The sequence below is a fragment of the Sphaerisporangium sp. NPDC004334 genome (assembly GCF_053602655.1).
In genome coordinates this window covers 171,116-192,034 of sequence record NZ_JBSGDZ010000005.1, presented here as the reverse complement: position 1 = coordinate 192,034, position 20,919 = coordinate 171,116, and the positions used below count along the sequence as shown (strand labels likewise).

At 70.5% G+C, this 20,919-nt stretch carries 19 protein-coding genes; 10 read left to right on the top strand and 9 right to left on the bottom strand.

Annotation, left to right across the window (positions count from 1 at the left end; genetic code table 11):
• Positions 1-16: 16 nt before the first annotated feature.
• Positions 17-1,738 (bottom strand): ABC transporter ATP-binding protein, encoded by a 1,722-nt coding sequence (locus ACWEN6_RS08005; RefSeq protein ID WP_452569521.1) that lies wholly within the window; start codon positions 1,736-1,738, stop codon positions 17-19.
• 469 nt (positions 1,739-2,207) lie between these two features.
• Between ACWEN6_RS08005 and ACWEN6_RS08000 the strand changes: the two genes are divergently transcribed.
• Together ACWEN6_RS08000 and ACWEN6_RS07995 are read left to right on the top strand one after the other, a co-directional pair.
• The gene (locus tag ACWEN6_RS08000) at positions 2,208-3,425 is read left to right on the top strand and encodes a cellulose binding domain-containing protein (RefSeq protein ID WP_452569520.1); all 1,218 of its coding nucleotides are present in this window, start codon (positions 2,208-2,210) and stop codon (positions 3,423-3,425) included.
• 174 nt (positions 3,426-3,599) lie between these two features.
• On the top strand, positions 3,600-4,790 hold the full coding sequence (locus ACWEN6_RS07995) for a cellulose binding domain-containing protein (protein ID WP_452569519.1): 1,191 nt from the start codon (positions 3,600-3,602) through the stop codon (positions 4,788-4,790).
• Positions 4,791-4,839: 49 nt separating this feature from the next.
• Here the strand turns inward: ACWEN6_RS07995 and ACWEN6_RS07990 are convergent, their stop codons facing one another.
• On the bottom strand, positions 4,840-5,580 hold the full coding sequence (locus ACWEN6_RS07990; protein ID WP_452569518.1) for an SDR family oxidoreductase: 741 nt from the start codon (positions 5,578-5,580) through the stop codon (positions 4,840-4,842).
• 101 nt (positions 5,581-5,681) lie between these two features.
• On the opposite strand from ACWEN6_RS07990, the gene ACWEN6_RS07985 reads away from it, so the two are divergent.
• Positions 5,682-6,320, top strand: coding sequence for a TetR/AcrR family transcriptional regulator (locus ACWEN6_RS07985; protein WP_452569517.1), 639 nt, complete (start codon positions 5,682-5,684; stop codon positions 6,318-6,320).
• Positions 6,321-6,410: 90 nt separating this feature from the next.
• Here ACWEN6_RS07985 and ACWEN6_RS07980 read toward each other — a convergent pair whose 3' ends face one another.
• Positions 6,411-7,529 carry a serine hydrolase domain-containing protein gene (locus ACWEN6_RS07980; protein ID WP_452569516.1) on the bottom strand — a complete coding sequence of 373 codons (1,119 nt, stop codon included), beginning with the start codon at positions 7,527-7,529 and terminating at the stop codon, positions 6,411-6,413.
• A gap of 72 nt (positions 7,530-7,601) precedes the next feature.
• Here ACWEN6_RS07980 and ACWEN6_RS07975 point away from each other — a divergent pair, with 72 nt between their 5' ends.
• Complete coding sequence (locus tag ACWEN6_RS07975) at positions 7,602-8,279, top strand: TetR/AcrR family transcriptional regulator (protein WP_452569515.1); 678 nt, start codon at positions 7,602-7,604, stop codon at positions 8,277-8,279.
• Between the two features lie 135 nt (positions 8,280-8,414).
• On the opposite strand, the gene ACWEN6_RS07970 is transcribed toward ACWEN6_RS07975, so the two are convergent.
• Entirely contained in the window at positions 8,415-9,371 is a 957-nt protein-coding gene (locus ACWEN6_RS07970; RefSeq protein WP_452569514.1) for an ArsR/SmtB family transcription factor, read from the bottom strand.
• 187 nt (positions 9,372-9,558) lie between these two features.
• Here ACWEN6_RS07970 and ACWEN6_RS07965 point away from each other — a divergent pair, with 187 nt between their 5' ends.
• From ACWEN6_RS07965 to ACWEN6_RS07955, 3 genes are all read left to right on the top strand, one after another.
• Positions 9,559-9,879 carry a hypothetical protein gene (locus ACWEN6_RS07965; protein ID WP_354834377.1) on the top strand — a complete coding sequence of 107 codons (321 nt, stop codon included), beginning with the start codon at positions 9,559-9,561 and terminating at the stop codon, positions 9,877-9,879.
• Between the two features lie 588 nt (positions 9,880-10,467).
• Positions 10,468-11,634, top strand: a complete 1,167-nt coding sequence (locus ACWEN6_RS07960; RefSeq protein ID WP_452569513.1) for a cellulose binding domain-containing protein — start codon at positions 10,468-10,470, stop codon at positions 11,632-11,634.
• Positions 11,635-11,973: 339 nt separating this feature from the next.
• Positions 11,974-12,492, top strand: coding sequence for a CGNR zinc finger domain-containing protein (locus ACWEN6_RS07955; RefSeq protein ID WP_452569512.1), 519 nt, complete (start codon positions 11,974-11,976; stop codon positions 12,490-12,492).
• A gap of 19 nt (positions 12,493-12,511) precedes the next feature.
• On the opposite strand, the gene ACWEN6_RS07950 is transcribed toward ACWEN6_RS07955, so the two are convergent.
• Entirely contained in the window at positions 12,512-14,608 is a 2,097-nt protein-coding gene (locus ACWEN6_RS07950) for a hypothetical protein (RefSeq protein ID WP_452569511.1), read from the bottom strand.
• Positions 14,609-15,187: 579 nt separating this feature from the next.
• Entirely contained in the window at positions 15,188-15,793 is a 606-nt protein-coding gene (locus ACWEN6_RS07945) for a VOC family protein (RefSeq protein WP_452569510.1), read from the bottom strand.
• 400 nt (positions 15,794-16,193) lie between these two features.
• Between ACWEN6_RS07945 and ACWEN6_RS07940 the strand changes: the two genes are divergently transcribed.
• Positions 16,194-16,688 carry a group II truncated hemoglobin gene (locus ACWEN6_RS07940; protein WP_452569509.1) on the top strand — a complete coding sequence of 165 codons (495 nt, stop codon included), beginning with the start codon at positions 16,194-16,196 and terminating at the stop codon, positions 16,686-16,688.
• A 305-nt stretch (positions 16,689-16,993) separates the two neighbouring features.
• Entirely contained in the window at positions 16,994-17,203 is a 210-nt protein-coding gene (locus ACWEN6_RS07935) for a hypothetical protein (protein WP_452569508.1), read from the top strand.
• A 105-nt stretch (positions 17,204-17,308) separates the two neighbouring features.
• On the opposite strand, the gene ACWEN6_RS07930 is transcribed toward ACWEN6_RS07935, so the two are convergent.
• The gene (locus tag ACWEN6_RS07930) at positions 17,309-18,715 is read right to left on the bottom strand and encodes a trypsin-like serine protease (RefSeq protein ID WP_354834398.1); all 1,407 of its coding nucleotides are present in this window, start codon (positions 18,713-18,715) and stop codon (positions 17,309-17,311) included.
• A gap of 317 nt (positions 18,716-19,032) precedes the next feature.
• Here ACWEN6_RS07930 and ACWEN6_RS07925 point away from each other — a divergent pair, with 317 nt between their 5' ends.
• Positions 19,033-19,647 (top strand): hypothetical protein, encoded by a 615-nt coding sequence (locus ACWEN6_RS07925; protein ID WP_452569507.1) that lies wholly within the window; start codon positions 19,033-19,035, stop codon positions 19,645-19,647.
• A gap of 54 nt (positions 19,648-19,701) precedes the next feature.
• Here the strand turns inward: ACWEN6_RS07925 and ACWEN6_RS07920 are convergent, their stop codons facing one another.
• The gene (locus tag ACWEN6_RS07920; RefSeq protein ID WP_452569506.1) at positions 19,702-20,016 is read right to left on the bottom strand and encodes a hypothetical protein; all 315 of its coding nucleotides are present in this window, start codon (positions 20,014-20,016) and stop codon (positions 19,702-19,704) included.
• Between the two features lie 23 nt (positions 20,017-20,039).
• The gene (locus ACWEN6_RS07915; RefSeq protein WP_452569505.1) at positions 20,040-20,750 is read right to left on the bottom strand and encodes an N-acyl homoserine lactonase family protein; all 711 of its coding nucleotides are present in this window, start codon (positions 20,748-20,750) and stop codon (positions 20,040-20,042) included.
• Between the last annotated feature and the right edge of the window lie 169 nt (positions 20,751-20,919).

Sequence of the window (20,919 nt, the reverse complement as noted above, 5' to 3'; positions counted from 1 at the left end):
TCGGCCGGAACCCGGCTCATACTGCGCTCCCCGCGGTCACCTGGGACTCCACGATCTCGACATAGGTCGGACAGGAGGCCAGCAGTTCGTCATGGGTCCCGATGCCGGCGATCACGCCGTCGTCCAGGACGATGATCTGGTCGGCGTCGGCGATGGTGGAGACCCGCTGGCCGACGATGACGACGGCTGCCTCGGCGGTGCGCGGACGCAACGCGGCGCGCAGGCGGGCGTCGGTGGCCAGGTCCAGAGCCGAGAACGAGTCGTCGAACAGGTAGATCTCGGGCTTGCTGACCAGCGCCCGCGCGATCGACAGCCGCTGCCGCTGCCCGCCGGACACGTTCGTACCGCCCTGTGTGATGGGCGCCTGGAGCCCTTCGGGCATCGCCTCGACGAAGTCGCGCGCCTGGGCGACCTCCAGGGCCTCCCACAGCTCCTCGTCGGTGGCGTTCGGGTTGCCGTACCGCAGGTTGCTCGCGACGGTGCCGGTGAACAGGTACGGCTTCTGCGGCACCAGGCCGATGCGCGTCCACAGCAGCTGCGAGTCAAGGTCGCGGACGTCGACGCCGTCGACCGACACGGTGCCGGAGGTGGCGTCGAACAGCCGCGGCACCAGCGACACCAGGGTCGTCTTGCCCGACCCGGTGCTGCCGATGACGGCGGTGGTCTGCCCCGCGACGGCGCGGAAGGAGATGCCCGACAGCACGGGCGCCGCCGCGCCCGGGTAGCGGAACTCCACGTCCCGCATCACCAGCTCGGCCCGCCTGCCCGCGTCGCGCACCGGCTCGTCCGGCGGGCGCACCGACGACTCGGTGTCCAGCACCTCGCCGATGCGCTCGGCGCAGACGGCCGCCCGCGGGATCATGATCGAGATGAAGGTGGCCATCATCACCGACATCAGGATCTGCATCAGGTACATGAGGAAGGCGGTCAGCGCGCCGACCTGGATCTCGCCGCTGTCCACCCGCGCCGCGCCGAACCACAGCACCGCCACGCTGGAGGCGTTGAGGATGAGCATGACGACGGGGAAGATCAGCGCGGTCAGCCGGCCGACGCGCAGCGCGGTGTCGGTCAGCGCCTGGTTGGCGTCGGCGAACCGGCGCGTCTCCTCGCGCTCCCTGACGAAGGCCCGCACCACGCGGATGCCCGACAGCTGCTCCCTGAGCACCCGGTTGACCTCGTCGATGCGAGTCTGCATCGCGCGGAACTGCGGCACCATGCGGAAGACGATCAGGCCGATCGAGACGAGCAGCGCCGGGACGCAGACCAGCATCAGCCACGACAGGCCGATGTCCTGCCGCAGCGCCATGATGATGCCGCCGACGCACATGATGGGCGCGGCGACCAGCATGGTGCACGTCATCACGACGAGCATCTGCACCTGCTGCACGTCGTTGGTGCTGCGCGTGATCAGCGAAGGCGCCCCGAACTGGGCGACCTCACGGGTGGAGAACCCCACCACGCGGTGGAAGACCGCGCCCCGCACGTCGCGCCCGAACCCGGCCGCGACCTTGGCCCCGTAGTACACCGCCGCGATCGAGCAGGCGATCTGCACCAGCGACACCGTCAGCATCCAGCCACCGGTGCCGACGATGTAACCGGTGTCCCCGGTGGCGACCCCCTTGTCGATGATGTCGGCGTTCAGGCTCGGCAGGTACAGAGACGCGATGGTCCCTACGAGCTGCAACGCGACCACCGCTACCAGTGCCGCCGAATAGGGCCGCAGATGGACCCGCAACAACCGGCTCAACATGTCCGCGCCCCGGTCAGCGCGGCAGAACCCACCGTGGTAATCACTTGGGTCACGCTATAGGAGGAGTTGACTAACTCTCCCCTGTTTTTCGCCCGGCGAAACCGCCCGCGAAGGTCGGGGACGGTCCTGCGCATCCGGCTGAAACTTTCAACTCCGCGTGACCACCGCTCCGCCCCTGACCTGTCATGGAAGGCGGCCGCTCAGACGGCCGCTCAGACGGGGGGTGGACCGGGCCTCGCCCGCGGCGCACGATCGAGGACGGACGGCGCGTGTCGCCGTCCCGCTCGGGGGAGTCGATGCGACGACCGGTCGCGAGCGCGTGTGACGGGGGGCGCTCTGGATCCGCCGGCAGGTGGCGTGCAGGCGTCGCCCGTGCGTCCGGCAGCACCAGCTCCTGACCCCGAACCCAGCGGGCGGGCCGTCCGGAGGTCCGTCCGCTCGACGAGAGAGGCTTCTCATGCCCTTTCCGCGTCCTCGTGGGACCGCGTCGCGTGGCCTTCTGATCGCGGGTTGCGCGGCCGCCGTCACGGCCGCCCTCACGGCCACCGTCCTCGGCGCCGGCCTGACGCCCGCCTCCGGCGCCGCCGCGGGACCGGTGCCCGCCGTGGGCGCCGCCGCCGGCGCGGCGCGGGCCGGTGCGGCCGCCGCCGACACCACCCCGCCCAGCGAACCCACCGGGCTCACCCCCCTGACCGTCTACCGCAACGGCGGGGTGGCGGGCCTCACCTGGGCGCAGTCGACCGACAACGTCGGGGTCACCGGGTACGACATCTACGCCTGGTCCTACGGCTCCCCGGCGTATCCCTCCTTCAGCCGCGTCCAGGCGGACTTCACCCACACGACCACCCAGGTGACCGCCGAGGTGAAGTACCTCACGCCCGGCGGCTCCTACCTGTTCTACGTGGTGGCCATCGACGCCGCCGGCAACAGGAGCGTGCCGAGCCTTCTCGTCATGAACAGGGCCATGGTCGAGCCGCCGTTCCCGAGCCCGTACCCCACCTCGTCCGCGCCGCCCATGCCCTGGGACCTGCGCGTCTTCGCCGGGCCCGAACCCGGCTACGTGGCGATGCAGTGGGCGACCAGCGGTTACACGCCCGAGACGCACTGGCCGGTGTTCGTCCGTTCCTCCACCAGGTGGGGCCTCGGGGACGACAGCCCGCTTCCGCGCACCCTGGTGGTGCCGATCGGCGGCGAGGCGTCCTACACGTTCCAGGTGGTGGCGCGAGACGACACAGGCAATCTGAGTAACCCGTCCAACGCCGTCACCTACATCAACCCCTATCCGTCGCCCTCCCCCACCCCGCCCACGACCCCGACGCCGCCCACGACCCCCTCGGCGACCCCCTCGGCGCCCCGGACGTGCGCGGTCACCTACGTGGCCAAGAGCTGGGCGACCGGCTTCACCTCCGACGTCACGATCGCGAACACCGGCGCCACCCCGATCTCGGGATGGCGGCTGGCGTTCGCCTTCCCCCTCGCCAGCCAGCACCTGACCTCGGGCTGGTCGGCCACCTGGACCCAGACGGGCACGGCCGTCTCCGCAATCAACACCGCCTGGAACAAGACCATCAAACCCGGCCAGTCCCTGAAGATCGGCTTCAACGGCACCTCCTCCGGCGCCAATCCCTCCCCCACCGCCTTCACCGTCAACGGCGCCCCCTGCGCCTCAGGCTGACCTTCCACCGCCGGAGCGCACATCCAGCGGCACTCTCACACCTGACCACCACGCTGATACCTGATCGACACCCTCGCACCTGACCGGCACGCCGTGGCCGCAGGCCCGCCCAAGGTCTGCGGCCGCCCGTCGAGAGGCTCCCCCATGCCCTTCACCCGTCCCCGTGGAGCCACCTTGCGTGGCCTCCTGCTCGGATGCTGCGCGGCCACCGCCACCGCGGCCGTTCTCGCCGCCGGCCCGCTGCCCGCCTCAGGCGCCGCCCTCGGCGCGGGTCCGCAGGCCGCGTCGGGCGCCGTCCTCGGCTCCGGCCGACTGCCCGTTTCGGGCGACGTCCTCGGCTCGGCGCGGACCGGTGCGGCCGCCGCCGACACGACGCCGCCCAGCGAACCCGGCGCGCCTTCCCCCCGTAACGTGTACCTGAACGGGGTGGCGGGCCTGACCTGGCAACCATCGACCGATGACGTCGGGGTCACCGGGTACCAGGTGTACGCGTGGGCCTACGGCACCCCGGCGAACGTCCCCTTCACCCGGGCCAACGCGCGCATCACCACCGCCTCCTCGACCACTCCGGTCTACGCCGAGGTGTCCGACCTCATCCCGGGCCGGGACTACCTGTTCTACGTGGTCGCCGTGGACGCCGCCGGCAACAGGAGCGTGCCGAGCCTGCTGACCAAGGCCACGGCCATGGTCGAGCCGCCGACCCCCGGCCCGTCCCCCGCGCCGGCGATCCCGCACGCGCCCACGAACCTGCGCATCGGGTCCGGGCTCGGCACGGGCAACGTCACGCTGACGTGGTCCACCGAGGACGCCGGCGGCTCGGTGGTCTTCATCGCCTTCCGCCGCTCCTCCTCCGAGTGGAGCTACTCCATCGACAGCGTGATCCCGCGCACCCTGGCGAGCATCGGCGCCGAGCCCTCCTACACCTTCCAGGTGATCGCCCGCAACACGGCCGGCACCCTGCTGAGCCCTCCGTCCGACCCGGCCACCTACACCGCCCCCTCACCCACACCGTCCGCGACGCCCACCGCGACACCGACGCCCTCCGTGGCGTGCGCGGTCACCTACGACGCCACAACGTGGGCGACCGGCTTCCTCGCCGTGGTCAACGTCAAGAACACCGGCAGCACGCCGATCGACGGATGGCGGCTGGCGTTCGACTTCCCCCTCACCACCCAGCGCCTGACCTCGGGCTGGTCCGCCGTCTGGGCCCAGTCCGGCACGACCGTCTCCGCGACCGACCAGTCCTGGAGCAAGATCATCAAACCCGGCCAGGTCCTGTGGCTCGGCTTCAACGGCGTCTACTCCGGCAGCAATCCCTCCCCCACCGCCTTCACCCTGAACGGCGCCACCTGCGCCTCGGGCTGACCGTCAGGAGCGGCCGGGGTCCGAACGGCGGCGAGGGGGAGGCTCCGGGTCAGGCGGCGAAGCCTCCGTCGACGCTGATGGCGGACCCGGTGATGTAGCGGCCTCCCTCGCCGACCAGGTGCGCGACGGTGGAGGCGATGTCGTCGACGGCGCCGTAGCGGCCCAGCGCGGTCGCGCGGCTGAAGCCGGCCGCCTGCGGCCCGTCGGCCGGATTCGCGTGGGTGTCGATCGGGCCGGGATGGACGAGGACGGCGGTGATGCCCCGCGGACCGAGATCGCGGGCCAACCCCTTGGTGAGGCCCGCGAGCGCGGACTTGCTCATCGCGAACAGGGTCATTCCCGGCCCCGGGACGCGTTCGGTCACACAGGTGCCGACGTTGATGAGGCGGCCGTCCGCGCCCATGTGCCGGGCCGCCGCCTGGCAGGCCAGGAAGACCGACCGCACGTTCACCGCGAGCACACGGTCGACCTCCTGAGGCGTGATCTGTCCCAGCTCCGCGGCGGCGAACGCCGCCGCGTTGTTGACCAGGACGTCGATCCGGCCCCACTCCCTCGCGGTTCGCTCGACCGCCGCGACGACCGCGTGCGGGTCGGCGAAGTCCGCTTCGATCACCAGTGCCCGGCCGCCGCCGGTCTCGATGCGCCGGGCCACCGCCTCTGCCTCCTCGGCGGCGTGGGCGTAGGTGATGGCCACGTCCATCCCGTCCTGCGCCAGTCGCAGGGCGATCGCCGCGCCGATGCCGCGGCCGCCCCCCGTCACCAACGCCACCTTGCCGGTCAGTTCGGTCACGTCTCCCCATTTCTTTGTCGATCAGCAAAGAAATAGGTACCAGGATGCGCGCGAGCCGGTCAAGGGATATATTGGTCAATCGACAAAGAAAGGTGGCGGGCGTGGCGGAACGCGGCAGACCGCGTGGCTTCGATCGAGACCTGGCGCTCCGCCAGGCGATGCTGACGTTCTGGGAGCACGGGTACGAGAGCACCTCGATGGCCGACCTCACCACCGCCATGGGCATCGCCTCCGCCAGCATCTACGCCGCCTTCGGCTCCAAGGAGCGGTTGTTCCGGGAGGCCGTCGAGCTGTACGGGGCGACACAGGGCGCCGAGCCGCTGCGGCGCCTGGAGGCCTCGGCGACCGCCCGGGAGGGCATCGCCCGCGCGCTTCAGGTCAACGCTGACCGGTTCGCCGATCCGGCCACGCCACCGGGCTGCATGGTGGTGCTGTCGGCTCTGACCGGCACGACCGCGAACGCCGGGCTGCGCGACTTCCTCGCCGAACGCCGCGCGCTCGTGCCGTGGTCCTTCCGACGGCGGCTGGAACGGGCGATCGAGGAGGGCGACGTCACCCCCGGCACGGACATCGACGCCGTCGCCGCCTTCTACGCCACCGTCCTGCAAGGCATGGCCGTCCAATCCCGCGACGGAGCCGGCAGGGCACACCTGGAGACGATCATCGACTGCGCGCTGGCCGCGTGGACCACCCTCACCTCCCCCCGAATCGCCTCGCCGGCGACCGCGCCGCAGGAGTAGGTGACGGCGAAGTCCCTCCGGGGTGCGTCGAAGCCTCAGCTTGCGGACGGGGCGCCGGTCGGCCGGGAGGGACACACCACGCACATGTGATCAGCAGGACATCGCCACCCGGTAGAACTCCGCGAGCGCGCCGTCGATGGGATGGGGCCGCGGCTTCCCCGAGGAGTCGAGTTCGTTCCACCTCTGCAGGTTGACCGCGACCGACATCCCCCGCCCGCCGTCGGCACGGGTCATGGACATCGCTCCGCCGCCCCAGACCGTGCCGCCATGGCCCCAGAAGGTGCCACCGCCGGGGACCTCCATCGGGTGCAGGCCGAGGCCGTAGTCGATCACCTTCCCCTCTTGGGAGACGACCGGGACGGTGCGGCGCATCTGCGCCAGTGACGATCGGTCCACGATCTCCCCGGCGAGCAGCATGCCGTAGAAGCGGTTGAGATCCGCGACGGTCGAGATCAGCGAGGCCGCCGGCCCGACCCACGACATGTCGTACACGCTGTAGTCGCGCGGCGGTTCGATCATGCCGAACCACGCCTCGTACATGCGCGAGTGCGGTCCGTCGATCTGCGGTCCGGCCGGAAAACCAGTGGCGGTGAGCCCGGCGCGCTCGATGACATCCTGGGTGATGCACCTTTCCGCCGTGGTGCCGCTCACCTGTTCCAGCAGCCGGCCGAGGAGCAGGTAGTTGGTGTTGGAGTACACCCCCGGAGTGCCGCCCGGCGCACCGACGGCTGGCGCCCTGACTCCCATCGCGATGAGATCGGCCGGATGGAACCGCGTGAGCCGGTTGTCGTCCAGGCTGTCGGGCCTGGTGTCGGCCACGGAGGGGAACGCCTTGAGGGACGGGTAGGCGTGAGGGAGGTACTCCGCGAGGCCGCTGGTGTGGTTGATCAGCATCCGGACCGTGATCGCGTCACCGCGGTCTCCAGGGACCAGGCGCGGCAGGTAGTGGCCGATCGACGTGTCGAGCCCGATCTGCCCCCTCTCCACCTGCCGCATCACCGCGGCGGCGGTGAAGGTCTTGGTGATGCTGCCGACGCGGTGCCGCATCCCGGCCGTGACGGGGCGGCCGGTGGCGACATCGGCGACCCCGGCGGCGCCACGCCAGACGTGGCCGCCGTCGCGCACCTCGGCGAACACTCCGGGCACCCCTGCGCGGTGGACCTTCTCCATGGCGGCTTCGAGCGCCGCGACATCCAGTGGGTTCTCCATGCCTCCATTATGCACGCGGCGCGTGCAACAGTGAGTGCATAGATAGGGTTGGATCCGGGCGAGAGGGGTGACATGGCAGGCCGCAGGCGTTGGTCGACCGAGGAGATACTGGACACGGCGGAGCGGCTGCTGCGCACCAGCGACGCCGACTCCTTCAGCGTGCGCCGGCTGGCCGCGGCGCTCGGCACCGATTCCTCCAGCCTCTACCGGCACTTCCGCAACAAGACCGAGCTGTTGCGCGCGGTCACCGACCGCATCCTCATCGCCGCCATGGAGGGCTACCGCCCCGAGGGCGACTGGAAACAGTGCATTACCACCGTCGCCATGCGGGTGAAAGAGGCCTTCGGCCGGCATCCCCAGGTCGCGGCGATCTGGGGACGCTACGCGTCGGGCGGCGCCGGTTCCCGGCTGGTCATAGAGGAGGTGCTGCGGGCGCTGCGGGCATCGGGACTCCCCGACGAGGAGATCCCGGCGCACTACCACCGGCTCGCGATCCTCTTCGCCGCGTTGATCTCCTCCGAGGGGGCGGCGGACAGCGTCAGTCCCGAAGAGCGCGAACAGGGCCTGGAGTCGTTCCGCGTCGCGGTGCTGGGCGCCGACCCGGAGCGCTTCCCCGCACTGGCCCACTTCGGCCGCGACATCCGCCCTCTCCACGAGAACCGCCACGCCGTGTTCGAAGCGATCCTCGCCGCCCAACTCACCCAGATCGAGGCCCGGATCCCCCGGCCCGCCCCTCCGGCCGGCGACTGAACTCGGCAAAGGGCGGACCGGTCCACCCGTACGACGCGGCGCGACCAGCCGAGCACGCCGGTCCGCCTTCCGTGCGCGGCATGGCCGGGCGCGGACCAGGCGACCGGCGGCACAGGTCCGACCAGCGGCACAGGTTCAACCGGCGGAGTCGCCGGCGAGCAGGGCCGAGCCCAGCGGGGTCAAGGTGTGCAGGACGGCGCTGCCCATCCGGGTGGTCGAGACCAGCCCCGCGTCGCGCAGCACGGTGGTGTGCTCGCTGGCGGACGCCCTCGAGATCGCGAGCCGGTCGGCGAGCGCGCTCGTCGTGGCCGGGTGCCGCAGCGTGGCCAGGACCGCGGCCCGCGTCCGGCCGAGCAGCGGGCCGAGCGCGTCCGCCGCGGCGGACGGCCGGCCTCCGGCGTACATCGGATACACCAGCACGGTGGCACGACCAGGCCGGTACATCATCATCGGCCCGGCGGCGAAGTACGACGGGACCAGCAGCAGCCCGTTCCCGCACAACTGGACGTCGTACTCGCCCGCCACCTGGACGTGCAGGACCGGCGGCTCCCAGCGGCAGTGCAGGCTCAACGTCGCCAGCAGGGCGTCGGTGCCGCCGCGCAGCAGCGTCTCGGCGCGCAGCGCGCGGTCCGCGGCGGCCGTGTCGCGGATCCTCGGCCACAAGGGCGCCAGCGAGGAGGAGAAGTAGCCGTACAGGTCGCCGGTGAGCGTCCGCCACGCGACGGCGTCGCCTTCGGCCAGCTCACGTCGCCACGATCCGCCCGCGACAGGCGGGGGAAGCAGACTCAGGTCGGCCATGACCTGCTCCACGGGAGTGCTCTTCGCCAGTTCCACCGCCGCGGCCAGGTCGTCGGCCTCCGGCTGGAGCAGCAGGTCCGGCATGAAGCTCTGACTGGGCACCATGTCCGCCAGCACTCCCGCGCGGTCGATCGAACCGCCGCCCACCGAGCGGCGCCACTCCCTGACCTCGGGGCGCGACCAGGTGGCGCAGGATGGCGGGCGGACGCTCAGAGCGCTCTCCAGCAGCGCGTTCGGGGCCGGCGCGAAGGTGATGAGACGAAGGTCGGCGGCGGTGAAGTGCAGACGCATCATTCGCCCGATCTTCCCGCACCGGCGATCTTCACTCGACCGGCCCCCTGTAAGGGCACGGCGGGAACGGTGTTTCGGCGAGGACCGAAAGGCTTTGTGGATTCCTCCGGGCCTCGACAGGCTCGTGACCAAGGTCGACTTCGGTCGTCCGGAACCACAGTCCGGTCATCGCAACCACAGGAGGAATGCCATGCGCACCGCTACTCGCCGACGGCTCACGGGAGCGGCCGCCGCCGCGGCGGCTCTCACGGCCACCGCTCTGTTCGTCGCGCCCACGCCGGTGTCGGCCTCCACCGCGTCGGCCGCGCGGACGAGTTCGACGGCACGGATCCAGGCCAACTCGTGCAACCTGCCGACCTCCGCCCGGCCAAACAGCAGCTTCATCCAATCCTTCTGGGACTGCAACGAGTGCAAGAAGACCGCGGCGTACGACCACAACACGTTCGGCGGCACCTTCTACTGCACCTACAACCCCAGTAACCGCGCGACCGACGAGCACCGCCAGTACTGACCTTCCCTTCGCGCCCGAGCCCGGTTCCCATCAGCGGAGGCCGGGCTCGGCCGCGTGTCCCCAGTAACCGCGTTTCTCAGTCGGCCGCGTTCTCCCAGGACGCCGCGACGGCCCGGCCGCGTGCAGATCGCCCCGACCCAGCACCTTGGGGTCATCGCCGAACGTGGTCGCGGCGCCCTTGCCCCGTACCGGTCAAGGGCCGCAGAGAACCGGACGGCTTCATGATTAGGTGAGACCAAGTAGGAAACTTTCATCGTCCCGGCGGCGCGTACCGCCTCTGACCTGCCCCGGTGTGCCCAGCACCGACCGGACGATGGACCAAGCCCTCGGGGCGGGCGCAGGATCGTGACGGACGGCGTGATCCGCCGTCCCGCTCGGGGGAGTCGATGCGACGACCGGCCGTCAGGCGCACGCCTGCTCACGGAGCCGATCCGATGTCCCGACGGCCGACGGCCCACCGGCGTCGCCCGCACGTCCGACAGCACCACTCGCTCCTGACCGGTATGTCGCGGTCAGGCTCGCCCGGTCCTGACCGGCACACCGCGGCCAGGTCCGCGCCGGTCCTGTCCGCCCGACGAGAGGCTCGCCATGCCCTTCTCCCGTCCTCGTGGGCCCGCTCTCCGCGCTTTTCTGATCGGATGCGTCGCGGCCGCCGCCACGGCGGCCGTGCTCGGCGCGGGCCCGATGCCCGCCTCCGGCGCCGTCCTCGGCACGCGGGCAGGCGCGGTCGCCGCCGACACCACCCCGCCCAGCACACCCGGCGGGCTCGCCTCACGGCCCGTCTACCTCAGCGGCGTGGTCGGCCTCACCTGGACGCCGTCGACCGATGACGTCGCGGTCACCGGGTACGAGGTCTACGCCTGGTCCTACAGCAACCCGACGGTCGGGACCTTCAGCCGCGCCTCGTCGCGTGTCACCTCCTCGGCCACCGAGGTCGCCGCCCAGGTGTACGACCTCACCCCCGGGCGCGACTACCTGTTCTACGTCGTCGCCGTGGACTCCGCCGGCAACAAGAGCGTGCCGAGCCTGCTGGCCAAGGGCACGGCCATGACCGAGCCACCGAACCCGAGCCCGAGCCCATGGCCGACGACCCCGCCCACGCCCTACGACCTGCGCGTCCTGCCCGGGCCCGATGCGGCCAACGTGATGCTGACATGGGCCACCTCGGGGGGCACACCCCAGGAGCTCGTCAACGCGTTCCGCCGGTCGTCCACCGAATGGACGTACGCGGGATACAGCAGGCTTCCGCGCACCTTGGTGCGCCTCGGCAGCGAGCCCACCGTCACCTTCCAGGTCGTGGTCGTCGGCGAGGCCGGAAACCTGAGCGACCCGTCCAACGCCGTCACCTACCCCCCGTCCTCCTCGCCGAGCCCCTCGGTGACGCCTTCGGTGACCCCCTCCGTCACTCCCTCGTCGACGCCGACGGTGACGCCCGTGGGCTGCGAGATCACCTACACGCCGAGAAGCTGGCAGACCGGCTTCACCACCGACGTCGCCATCAAGAACACCGGCAGCACCCCGATCGACGGCTGGCGGCTGACCTTCGGCTTCACCCTCACCGCCCAGCACCTGACCTCGGGCTGGTCGGCCACCTGGATCCAGTCGGGCATGGCCGTCTCGGCGACCAACCTCGCCTGGAACAAGACCATTCAGCCCGGCCAGACCCTGCGGATCGGCTTCAACGGCACCCACGCCGGAGACAACCCGCCCCCCCTGGCCTTCCGACTGAACGGAAGCCTCTGCACAACAGGGTGACACCCGCGAGCCGCCCCGGCGTCTCCACGTTCCAGACCTACCGGCGCTCCGGCGTTCCCGTGTTCCGGACGTGTCCCGGTGTTCCGGCGTCCCTACGTGCCGTTCCGACGTTCTGACCCGCCGGACCGATGGTCTGAGCTGCTGTTCCGCCCTACCTGGCGGAGGATCGGCCACCCGGCCGCCTCCGCCAGGGGCGGTGAGGGCCTGGCGACGACGCGCCATAGCCCGCAGTGGCAGAACTGGTAGTACACCGAACCTTCGCTGGTGTGGTGATGAGAACGGGTCCGCCACGTGTGCTCGCCATGGTCGTTCATGAGACCAGCGTGATGTAATGGCATTGTGCATCTCAACCCTTACGGGCAGGACGCCGTGTGCCTCATGGCCGACCTGGCCAACCTCCCGCCCGGCTCCCTCCACGAACTGGTCGAACGATGTCTGGACGCCGGTCTCGTGGTGGACATGCCGACGGACGAGAAAGACCTCACCCGCACGCTGGACCTCATCGAGCAGTGGACGGAGATCGTCGACGCCGTCGACGACCGGCGGCGAGCGGAGCTGGTGAACCGCCTGCTCGCGACGGCGACCGCGCACCCCCGCCTGACCGACCACGGCGGGAGCGGCTGGCACCTGCACTACCGCGACAACGGCCTGCCGCTCGGACAAGTGCTACAGGCCCTGGTCGCCGTGGGGACCGCACTCCACCTGACCGGCCGGGGAATGTCCAGGCTCGGCCGCTGCGCCCGGAAAGGCTGCGACCGGGTGTACGTGGACGTGTCCAGAGGCGGCACTCAGCGTTACTGCTCCCCCCGCTGCTCCAACCGCGACGCCGTCCGCCGCCACCGAGCCCGCCGATCCTGAGACGGACGCCGCGAACGGTCTAAAGGCCACAGCGCGGGCGGTCACAGGTGAGGATGTGGTATTCGCCTGCCGCGCCCCAGACGATGCGCGGCAGCCGGTCGGGTCCGATCGCGAGTTCCAGCGGGCCGAGCTCGGCCGCCCGCAGGAGCGGAGCCTCGCGTACGTCGTCGCATCCGTCGTCCGCGCAGGCGAGAAGGGTGACCCGGTCGTCCTCGCGGGAGTAGCCGGCGATCAGCGGCCGGTCGCGGTCGTCCAGCGCGAACCCGAACCCCCGCAGCGGCGCCAGGCGCCGCAACTCCGTGACCTTCGGCGTCCCGGAGCAGGTAGCCGTCGCGCAGGTCAGAATCCGCGCAGCGCCGGACTCCGCATCGTTGTACACGAGCACCGGCCGGCCGTCACGCCTGACCGCGAGGGCCAGCCGGACGTAGTCGTATGAGACAGCCCAGTCGTCGGGTAGCGGGCCCAACGTCTGGACCGTGTGGTCGGCGCAGGACACCGACCCGCAGACCGCCACGGTGATCAGCCCGCGTTCCCTGTCGAAGTGAGCGACCACGGCCCGGCCTGTGGTCCCCACGGCCACAGCCAACGGACGGTCGTGGTAGACGATGTCGGCGACCGCCCGGAACATGCTGACCGTTCGCGGCGAGACGCATGCCGGGCTATCGCACAAAGTGAGCTGGACCGTCGACGAGTCGTCCTTCTTCTGGACCCACGACAGAAAGACGTGATCGCGACCCGCCTCGCCCGAGGAGGCATGTTCGTCCCGAGTCGCGCCAGGAGACGGCCGAGCGCCGTCCCGTCGCCCGTCAGCCTGAGACAGGGCCAAGGAGGGAGACGGAGACGCGGACGCCGAGTCGCGGAGCGCCTTCAACGACTTCTCGGCATCGGGCGACGGGCCCCCTGTCCCCTTGGGCCGGACCACCGATGCGATCACCGGCGCGGGGGAGCCGGCGGCCACGGCGCTGTAAGCGGAAATCCCTTCGTACGACGCCGAGGCGAGGCGCCGCCCCTGGAGCAGATCGCCGCAACGAGGGCGAGGGCAAGGAACCAGCTGGAGGGTCATGTCCGTCCCGTCGCCGACCCACGGGACGATGCGGACGATGCCGTCACTTCCGGGCACCACATTGGTGCCACGCAGGTCCACAAGCCGCCGCTTCTCGTCGATTCCGACCGTATGCCAAGCTCCGCATCGCACATCCTCACAGGCCAGCGGCTCGACACCGGCGATGGTCGGGGCGCCATGCGCGCCGAAGACGACGCGCGGCGGCGCCGGCTCCTCCCGCCCGGCGGGCACGGCGACGAGTGTGGCCGTCGGAAGGCCCAGCGGATCGCCGAGCAGGAGGACACCGTAGAGCGCCCCCGGCACCAGCACCCCCACCACCGTCACGACGGCAGCCGCTTTGCCGTGGCGACGTGGCGTCACCCGCTCGGGCACCGGCATCTGCAACGCCTCCTGACCGGCACGCCGGCACAGGTGGGTGTAACAGCCCGCGAGCAACGCCGCCTGCACCGGTGCCAGCAGCGTCCCCAGGACGACGGCCGCCACGTTGCCCGCGACCACCGCCGGACCACCGGCGAACAGCGAGCGGACCGTCCAGGACGGCAGCCACGCCAGCGCCGAGACCACCGGCACCATCCCCAGATGCACGACGGTCGCGAGGTGATCCGCACGGGCGAGCCGCACCGCCCGCACCGTGGCCGCCACCGCCCCGACCGGGCGCGCCCCCAGGACGGGGATCGCGAGCAGCACCCGGCACACCAGCAGGAACGGACCCACCGCAACCAGCAGACCTACGGCGGTACCGGCGTACACCCCTGTCACCGCGAAAGGGACCACGACGACCGCCATCGCCGCGAACAGGATCGCCGACAGAAGCAGCAGCGCGCCGGCCCGGTGGACCAGCCCGCGTAGCGCCCACGCGACCGACACCGGCTGTCCTTCGATCCCCGCGACCACCAGGCGGCAGCCCGCGATGATGGCGGCCACCCCCGCGACCATCGTCCCGGCGACGGCCGATCCGAGCAGTACCGGCGTCGCGGCCGAGCCACCGCCGGGAACGGGCACCCCGTTGACCACCGATCCGCCCGGCACGGTGACCCACGCCAGCACGGCCACGTCCACGAGCCCCGCCAGGCCCACGGTGACCACCGAGACGAACAGCAGAGGCACGTACAACCGCCCCGCCATCCGGCACGCCCGCCACACGCCGCCCCCGGCCCCCGGCGGCACTCCGGCGGGCTGACCTTCCCCACTCTCGGACGCGGACGGCACGCCCGTCTCACCTCTTCTCCGGTTCTGCGGGTTTCTCCGGTTCTCTGCGCGATCGCCTGCTGAATGGCATCGTGCACCCGCCCACGCTCTGAGCGATCCGCTCCCGATTCTGACGGAAGCCACGCCCCTCGGCGCCCCGTACCGATGAGCCGGTGCACTCGCCTTACCGGGCAGCCGGCGCGTTCGTCGTAGCGAAGAGCCCGCGCATTCGCCTTACCCAATAGCCGGCGCTCTCGCCCTACCGGTGGACTTGTACGCCCCCTACCGGCGGTCTTGTACCCGCCTTACGGGTGGGCGGTATATCCGCCTTACCGTGCGGCCCCGTGACCGGAGGTACACACTTCCGGCGAACGGCGTGAACAGGACCGTGGTGCCGCGCCGGGGCAAGTGACAGCACAGTGAGCCCCTCGCCGATGAGCCTGGTCAGTTCAGGGTGAAGGCGCGACCGTCTACACCGATCTCCGCCAGCAGTGCCGGAGTTTCGCCTGCCCGAGTGGTGACGGCCGCCCCCAGTGCGGCCAGCGCCGGCCGGATCGTCTCTGGTGCGGGATGGATGATCGCCAGCGACCTCAGCGGCACGACCGGGAGTCCGACGGAGGGATGGGCGGTGGTCCCCCAATCGATGAGGAAGGGCAGCGGCCCGCTCCGCAGCGGGGTGAGCCGCCAGGCGAGCAGGGTGCCGTCCGGCCTGCGCCGCGACATGGCGGCAGGCTCGCCCGGGTCGTACCCCGCCCGCCTCGCCCTCGCCACCCGCTCGTCCAGTCCACCGGGCTCGACCCCGAGGGCCCACCCGACCAACGCCGGTGCGGTCAGCTCATCGATCCCGAATGGACGAGGCCGCTCGGGAGCCGGCCGACCGGTATCGGGACCGATGATCTCCAGGTAGGCCCGGCCGCCGAGCCCGAGCAGGAAGTTGCGCGTGCCGAGTCCCGGATGCGGCCCACCTTCGACCGGCCGCACCCCCGTCACCTCCGCGACCCGCGCCACCGCCGCCGCCAGGTCCGGCCCTGCATAAACAAGATGATCCAAAGCCGGATCAATAATCACGGACTCTCCCCGCCCAACCCGAGCCACGAGCTACACGACACAACGGGTCGTCGACACGACTTCCATGGAGAGTGGTCCCCTCCAGTCTCAGCGACCACCACGCCGGCGTCAGCGCCTTGGTCACCCACTGCCCGCCGATCCACCTGTATCAGCCGACGGTCTGGGCCAAGCCATCCGCCGGTTCACCACTTACCCGCAGCAAGCTTGCGACGACTCTTGCTTACATGATTACATCACTGTGCCCCTCGCCGTGCGAGAGGTGCGAGCCCGTCGGCCTCATGTGCGGTCACCCCGATGACTATCGGCAGGCGGAATGGAGACGCAGCACCTACCTTCTCACCGACGTCACCGGCCCCGGCAAGGCCGCGGAACAGGAGAAGCCGTGACCGAGCAGCATGTGAACGAGCCCGCGTCCGGCGTGCCGACCATCTACCAATGGATGGGCGGCGAGGAGGCGCTGAACCGCCTCACCGAGGTCTTCTACGGCCACGTCATGAAGGACCCGCTCCTCGCCCCCGTCTTCGCCGGCATGGACGAGCACCACCCGCGGCACGTCGCCATGTGGCTCGCAGAGGTCTTCGGGGGTCCCTCGACCTACTCCGCCGAACGCGGCGGCCACCCGCACATGGCGCGCATGCACCTGGGCCGCGGCATCACCGAGGCACAGCGCCGCCGCTGGGTCGACCTTTTGCAGGACTCCGCCGACGAGGTCGGCCTGCCAACCGACCCGGAGTTCCGCGCGGTGTTCACCTACTACATCGAGTGGGGCACGCGCATGGCCTTGATCTACTCGGGCGAGAACCCGCCTCCCGTGAACGCGGCCGACGTCCCCCACTGGCACTGGGGCCAGACCCCACCCTGGCAACCGAACAGCTGACGCCCGCGCGCCAAGGCCGCGGCCTCACTCGACCCGCGCCGGCCACCGATGACCTGCGACACACTCCCGACTCGTCCTACCACTCCCTCGACCTTGATCCACTGGACTCTGCGGCGCGTCACGGAAGCAGCTCAGATCGACACCGCCATCACCATCTGTCAATTCATCATGACCGTAAGCACCTAGGCTGGTTGAATCGAGACGGTTCCGTTTCGGCGGTAATCGGCTTGCCGATCGCTGTACCTCCCGGTCCTGCCCTCGCTCGCTGACGACGTGCTCGACCGTACCCTAGGGAGGACCGGCCGATGGGTGAGCTGATCGGCACCGGGGCAGGCGACGCCTATCACGTGACCGAGGACTGCTGGGGGCTACAGGCGGGCCGGTCCGGCGGCGAGGCGCAGGGATACGCCCTGCACGACGTGCTCCGCTTTCCGAATCGAGGGCAGGCCGAGGCGGCCGGCTTTCGGCCATGCGGCATCTGCTTCCCAGTCCGTGGCGTCCCTCAGCAACCGTGAGAGGCGGCGCCGCCCGTTCAGCAGGTTGATCCGGAGGATATGCGGAGAGCCGACGAAGCCCGGACGGCCGATGTCCCTCGGCAGCCCGGGCCTTGCTCACGCGGTTCAGCTCGTTGCGATGACGCCGGGGAAGCCGTAGTAGGCCTCATAGATGTCAGTGAAGTAGTGCCTGCACGGGTCGAGTGCGCCGCCCCAGTTGTCGGAGCCGCCACCGCCGGAGCCGCTGTTGACCCCCTTGGCGACGACCTTGCCGGCCGAGTTCACCGTGTAGACCGGGCCGCCGGAGTCGCCCTTGATGATGCACTGGCCCTGCTTGGTGCCGCGGATCAGGTTCCTGGCGTAGGTGCCGCTGCTGTAGCGCACATTGATCTTGACGGCATTGACCTTCCAGCCGCACAGTTCGCCCGCGGCCTTGCCACCGGTGCAGTACTGGTCCCCGTTACCGGCCCGCCGCGACCACATTCCCGCCACCGCACGGCTGGAGGAGGAACTCTTCGAGCCGACGTAGATACGTGCGGCGCTCGTCTTGCTGCCGCTCAGCTTGATCAGGGACACGTCGCCGTGGTAGGTGCTCTGCCCGTCGATGAATACGGTGCCGGAACTGTTGGCCCAGGTGTCCTTCACCACCGTGCCCATGTACTCGGCGGGTGTGTAGACCGATCCGTTCAGCGAGGTGCAGTGTCCCGCGGTGAGCATGGCCTGGTAGCCGCTGTAGCGCCAGGAGAAGGCGTTCGTGCAGTTCTCGATGCTGGCGCCGCCGTAGAATCCGCCCACGCTCGTGTCGTTCAGTCGGCCACTGGGCTCGTCGGGGCCCGGGTCGGCGACGAGCCGGACGGCGACGGCGTCGGTGCCGTAGCGGCTCGCCAGAGCAGTACGGAACTCCAGAGATGCCTGGGTGGCCTCCACCACGACCCGGTCCTGTTCCACCTGGACGTAGGTGTTGGTCACCTGGTCGACCCCGGGCAGGTCGGCGGAGGGCAGCGCGATGATCTCATCCTTGATCGCTTCGAGCCGGTTCGCGCTGTAGCCGACCATCTTCACCTTGGGGTAGACGAGCCACGGGTCGCCGACGACCGCCTGCGGGGCCGCCGCCTCCGCCTTCTTCTGCGCGACCGTCGCATCGGCTCCGCTCGCCGTGGTCCGCGCCGCGGGGGCCGCGGCCGGGACGCTCTCCTTGTCCTGCGGCGGGGGGACCGATCCCAGGTCCGCCGTGCCGTCGTCCGGCGGGGTGAGCTGAGGCGGCAGGACCAGCGGCCGGCCGGCCTCCTGCACCACGTCCGCCGTGGTCACGGGGGCGATGACCACGCCGGCGCTGACGTAAGGGGTGGCGTAGGCATCGGGGTTGGCCTGAGCTCGGGTCAGGGCCTGGTTCAGGGCGTAGCTCAACTTGTAGTCGGGAGGGGTGGCATTCGCGTACGGGTCATCGGTGAAGACCGGGACGGGAGTCACCAGAGCGGCGTCTGCGGGGAAGAATGAACCGGCCAGGAACGACAGCGCGAGTACGGGACTCACAAGGGCGGCACGTCTGACGAGCGGGAGGCGCATGGGGGGGCTCCACAGCAAGGAGGGCCTAACTGGCTAATTGCCGCCCAAGTGAATCACAGCGCCCATAGGTGATTTTATTATGAAAGTCGTAATTATGTTGTTTTGCGGCATATCGCATCTTTTTTCAAGATTGCCAAGATTCCAGAGGGGCTTTGTGTGATCTTGGTATGTATGCTGGTGCGGATGCGGCGAAGGGCGGAGCTGGGGTGGAACACCCGAATGCACGTGGTCACGTGAATCGGCTCCCGAGGTCACCCACCTCTCACCGGGCCGCTCCCCCGCTCTTGGCGGGGCTCATCGGCGTTGCTCTCGGGAGTCTCGCGGGACTGCTGCACCAGCGCTCCGGGGACCTCTCCCAGGTGTACCTCGGCGCGGAGTCGTTCTTCTTTCGTTTCGCCTACTTCGCAGCGGCCGTCGCCTGCGGGCGGGTCGCCTCCGGGATCCGCCAGGCGGTGGCGGCGGGACCGCTCCTGGCGCTCGGCGCCTCCGTCGCCATGACCGTGATCGACCTGGTGAGGGACGTCCCCCCTCCGTACCCACCCGCGGGCGACGCCTCCGGGATCGCCCTGTACCTGCTGTGGTCCCTGGTGCTCCCGTCGGCCGGGGTGGTGCTGGCCCACCTCACCCGCCGTGATGGTCTCGGCGGAGACCTGGCCATGTCAGCGCTCGTCCAGGGGCAGACTGTCCCCGCCGTCCTGTCCCTGTGGTGGGACTCGGCAGATGGCGAGTGCTGTGTGGCGGTCGAGTGGGGCTATCCATGGCAGGACTGGGCCGGCCTCGCGCTTGCTCTCGTCCTGGTGATCTTCCTGCGCCCGTCCCTCGGCGCACGCCTCCGCACCCTCGCCACGACCATCCTGCTCACCACGCTCGTGTGCGGCCTGGCGCTGAACCTGATGTGATCGCACCCGACCGCCGACCGGCGGGCTTTCACCGTCATCCATGCGGCCACCACTTCACGCCAGGGCGTCCAGGTGGCTGAGGTGGTCGTGGAGGCCGTTCGTCGTCGCATAGACGCGAAGGTCGGCGACGGAAGGGGGCTTCACCTCCAGCCGGTCCGCCAGTACTCCGATGCGCTCGATGAGATCATCCTGGGTGCGCACCTCGCTCAGGCGTGCCATGCCGAGGGCTCGTTCGGCGACGGCCCGGCCGCGCAGATCCTGGTCGTCGCACCACAACTGCAGGAAGTGGTACTTGCGCAACTGGAAGGAGCCGACGCTGCTGAGCGAGAGCTTGCGGGCGCGCCGCGATCCTTCGTCGGGTGAACCCACACCTGGACGACGGCGCCCGGCGCTCAGAAGTCGATGTGCGCGGGTTCCCAGATCGAGCAGTCGTGGGCGAAGAGTACGCGGCGCGGGTCGAAGTCGGCGAGGCGTTCCAGCCAGGACCGATACGAAGGCAGCGAGTCCGCCGCACTGTGGAGTGCCGCCTGGCGGGCCAGGTGGTCGGACGCGAAATGGGACGCGAAGTCGTGGGCCTGGCCGGCGAGGACCACGCTCCCGTCAGGACGCTGGAGGACGAGTGACTGGTGACCCTCGGTGTGCCCCGGGGTGGGGATGATCCAGACGCCGGGCCAGACCTCGGTCTCCCCCGCGAGCTCCTCGTAGGTCGCACCGGCGAAGTCGACGAGTGCGTCCACGGTGTAGTCGCCGCGGCGGGCCGTGGCCAATTCGGAGTCCTGGACCAGGATGGGCGTGCCGCTCAGCATGGGGTTGCCGCCGCAGTGGTCGAAGTGCAGATGGCAGTTCGCGACCAGCGCGATGTCATCGGCGCTCACCCCAGCGTCCCCCAGCGCGTCCCGCAACGGGCGCCGCCGCGGGCGATAGTGCGCCTCGGTCCCGGCATCCGCCGCACCGATCCCGGTGTCGAACAGGATCACCCCGTTGTCGTGCCGCACCAAATAGGCGAGCACCGGCTCCACCCGCGGCCCCGCCCCGCCGGTCTCCGACTCGGGCCGGATGAAGTACCCCAGGTCGAGCCGCCGCACGCTGATCTCCCCGTTCATCCCGTCATCGTGCCAAGCCAGGACGCCTCCCGCACGGGGTCCGCCCATAGCGGAACGGCAAGCCGGCCCACCGGCCGGCACGGTGAGATGACGGGCTCCTGCGGCGGCGGCCTTTATTCGCCCGATTCATGGGGCCGCGACGATCAGTGAGGTCTCGGGCTCACCGAAC

Excerpts from the sequence above, each read along its gene's own strand:
- ACWEN6_RS07970 (WP_452569514.1), bottom strand. The coding sequence starts at position 9,371 with ATGATGCGTCTGCACTTCACCGCCGCCGACCTTCGTCTCATCACCTTC.
- ACWEN6_RS07965 (WP_354834377.1), top strand. The coding sequence starts at position 9,559 with ATGCGCACCGCTACTCGCCGACGGCTCACGGGAGCGGCCGCCGCCGCG.
- ACWEN6_RS08000 (WP_452569520.1), top strand. The coding sequence starts at position 2,208 with ATGCCCTTTCCGCGTCCTCGTGGGACCGCGTCGCGTGGCCTTCTGATC.
- ACWEN6_RS07915 (WP_452569505.1), bottom strand. The coding sequence starts at position 20,750 with ATGAACGGGGAGATCAGCGTGCGGCGGCTCGACCTGGGGTACTTCATC.
- ACWEN6_RS07980 (WP_452569516.1), bottom strand. The coding sequence starts at position 7,529 with ATGGAGAACCCACTGGATGTCGCGGCGCTCGAAGCCGCCATGGAGAAG.
- ACWEN6_RS07975 (WP_452569515.1), top strand. The coding sequence starts at position 7,602 with ATGGCAGGCCGCAGGCGTTGGTCGACCGAGGAGATACTGGACACGGCG.
- ACWEN6_RS07935 (WP_452569508.1), top strand. The coding sequence starts at position 16,994 with ATGGGTGAGCTGATCGGCACCGGGGCAGGCGACGCCTATCACGTGACC.
- ACWEN6_RS07960 (WP_452569513.1), top strand. The coding sequence starts at position 10,468 with ATGCCCTTCTCCCGTCCTCGTGGGCCCGCTCTCCGCGCTTTTCTGATC.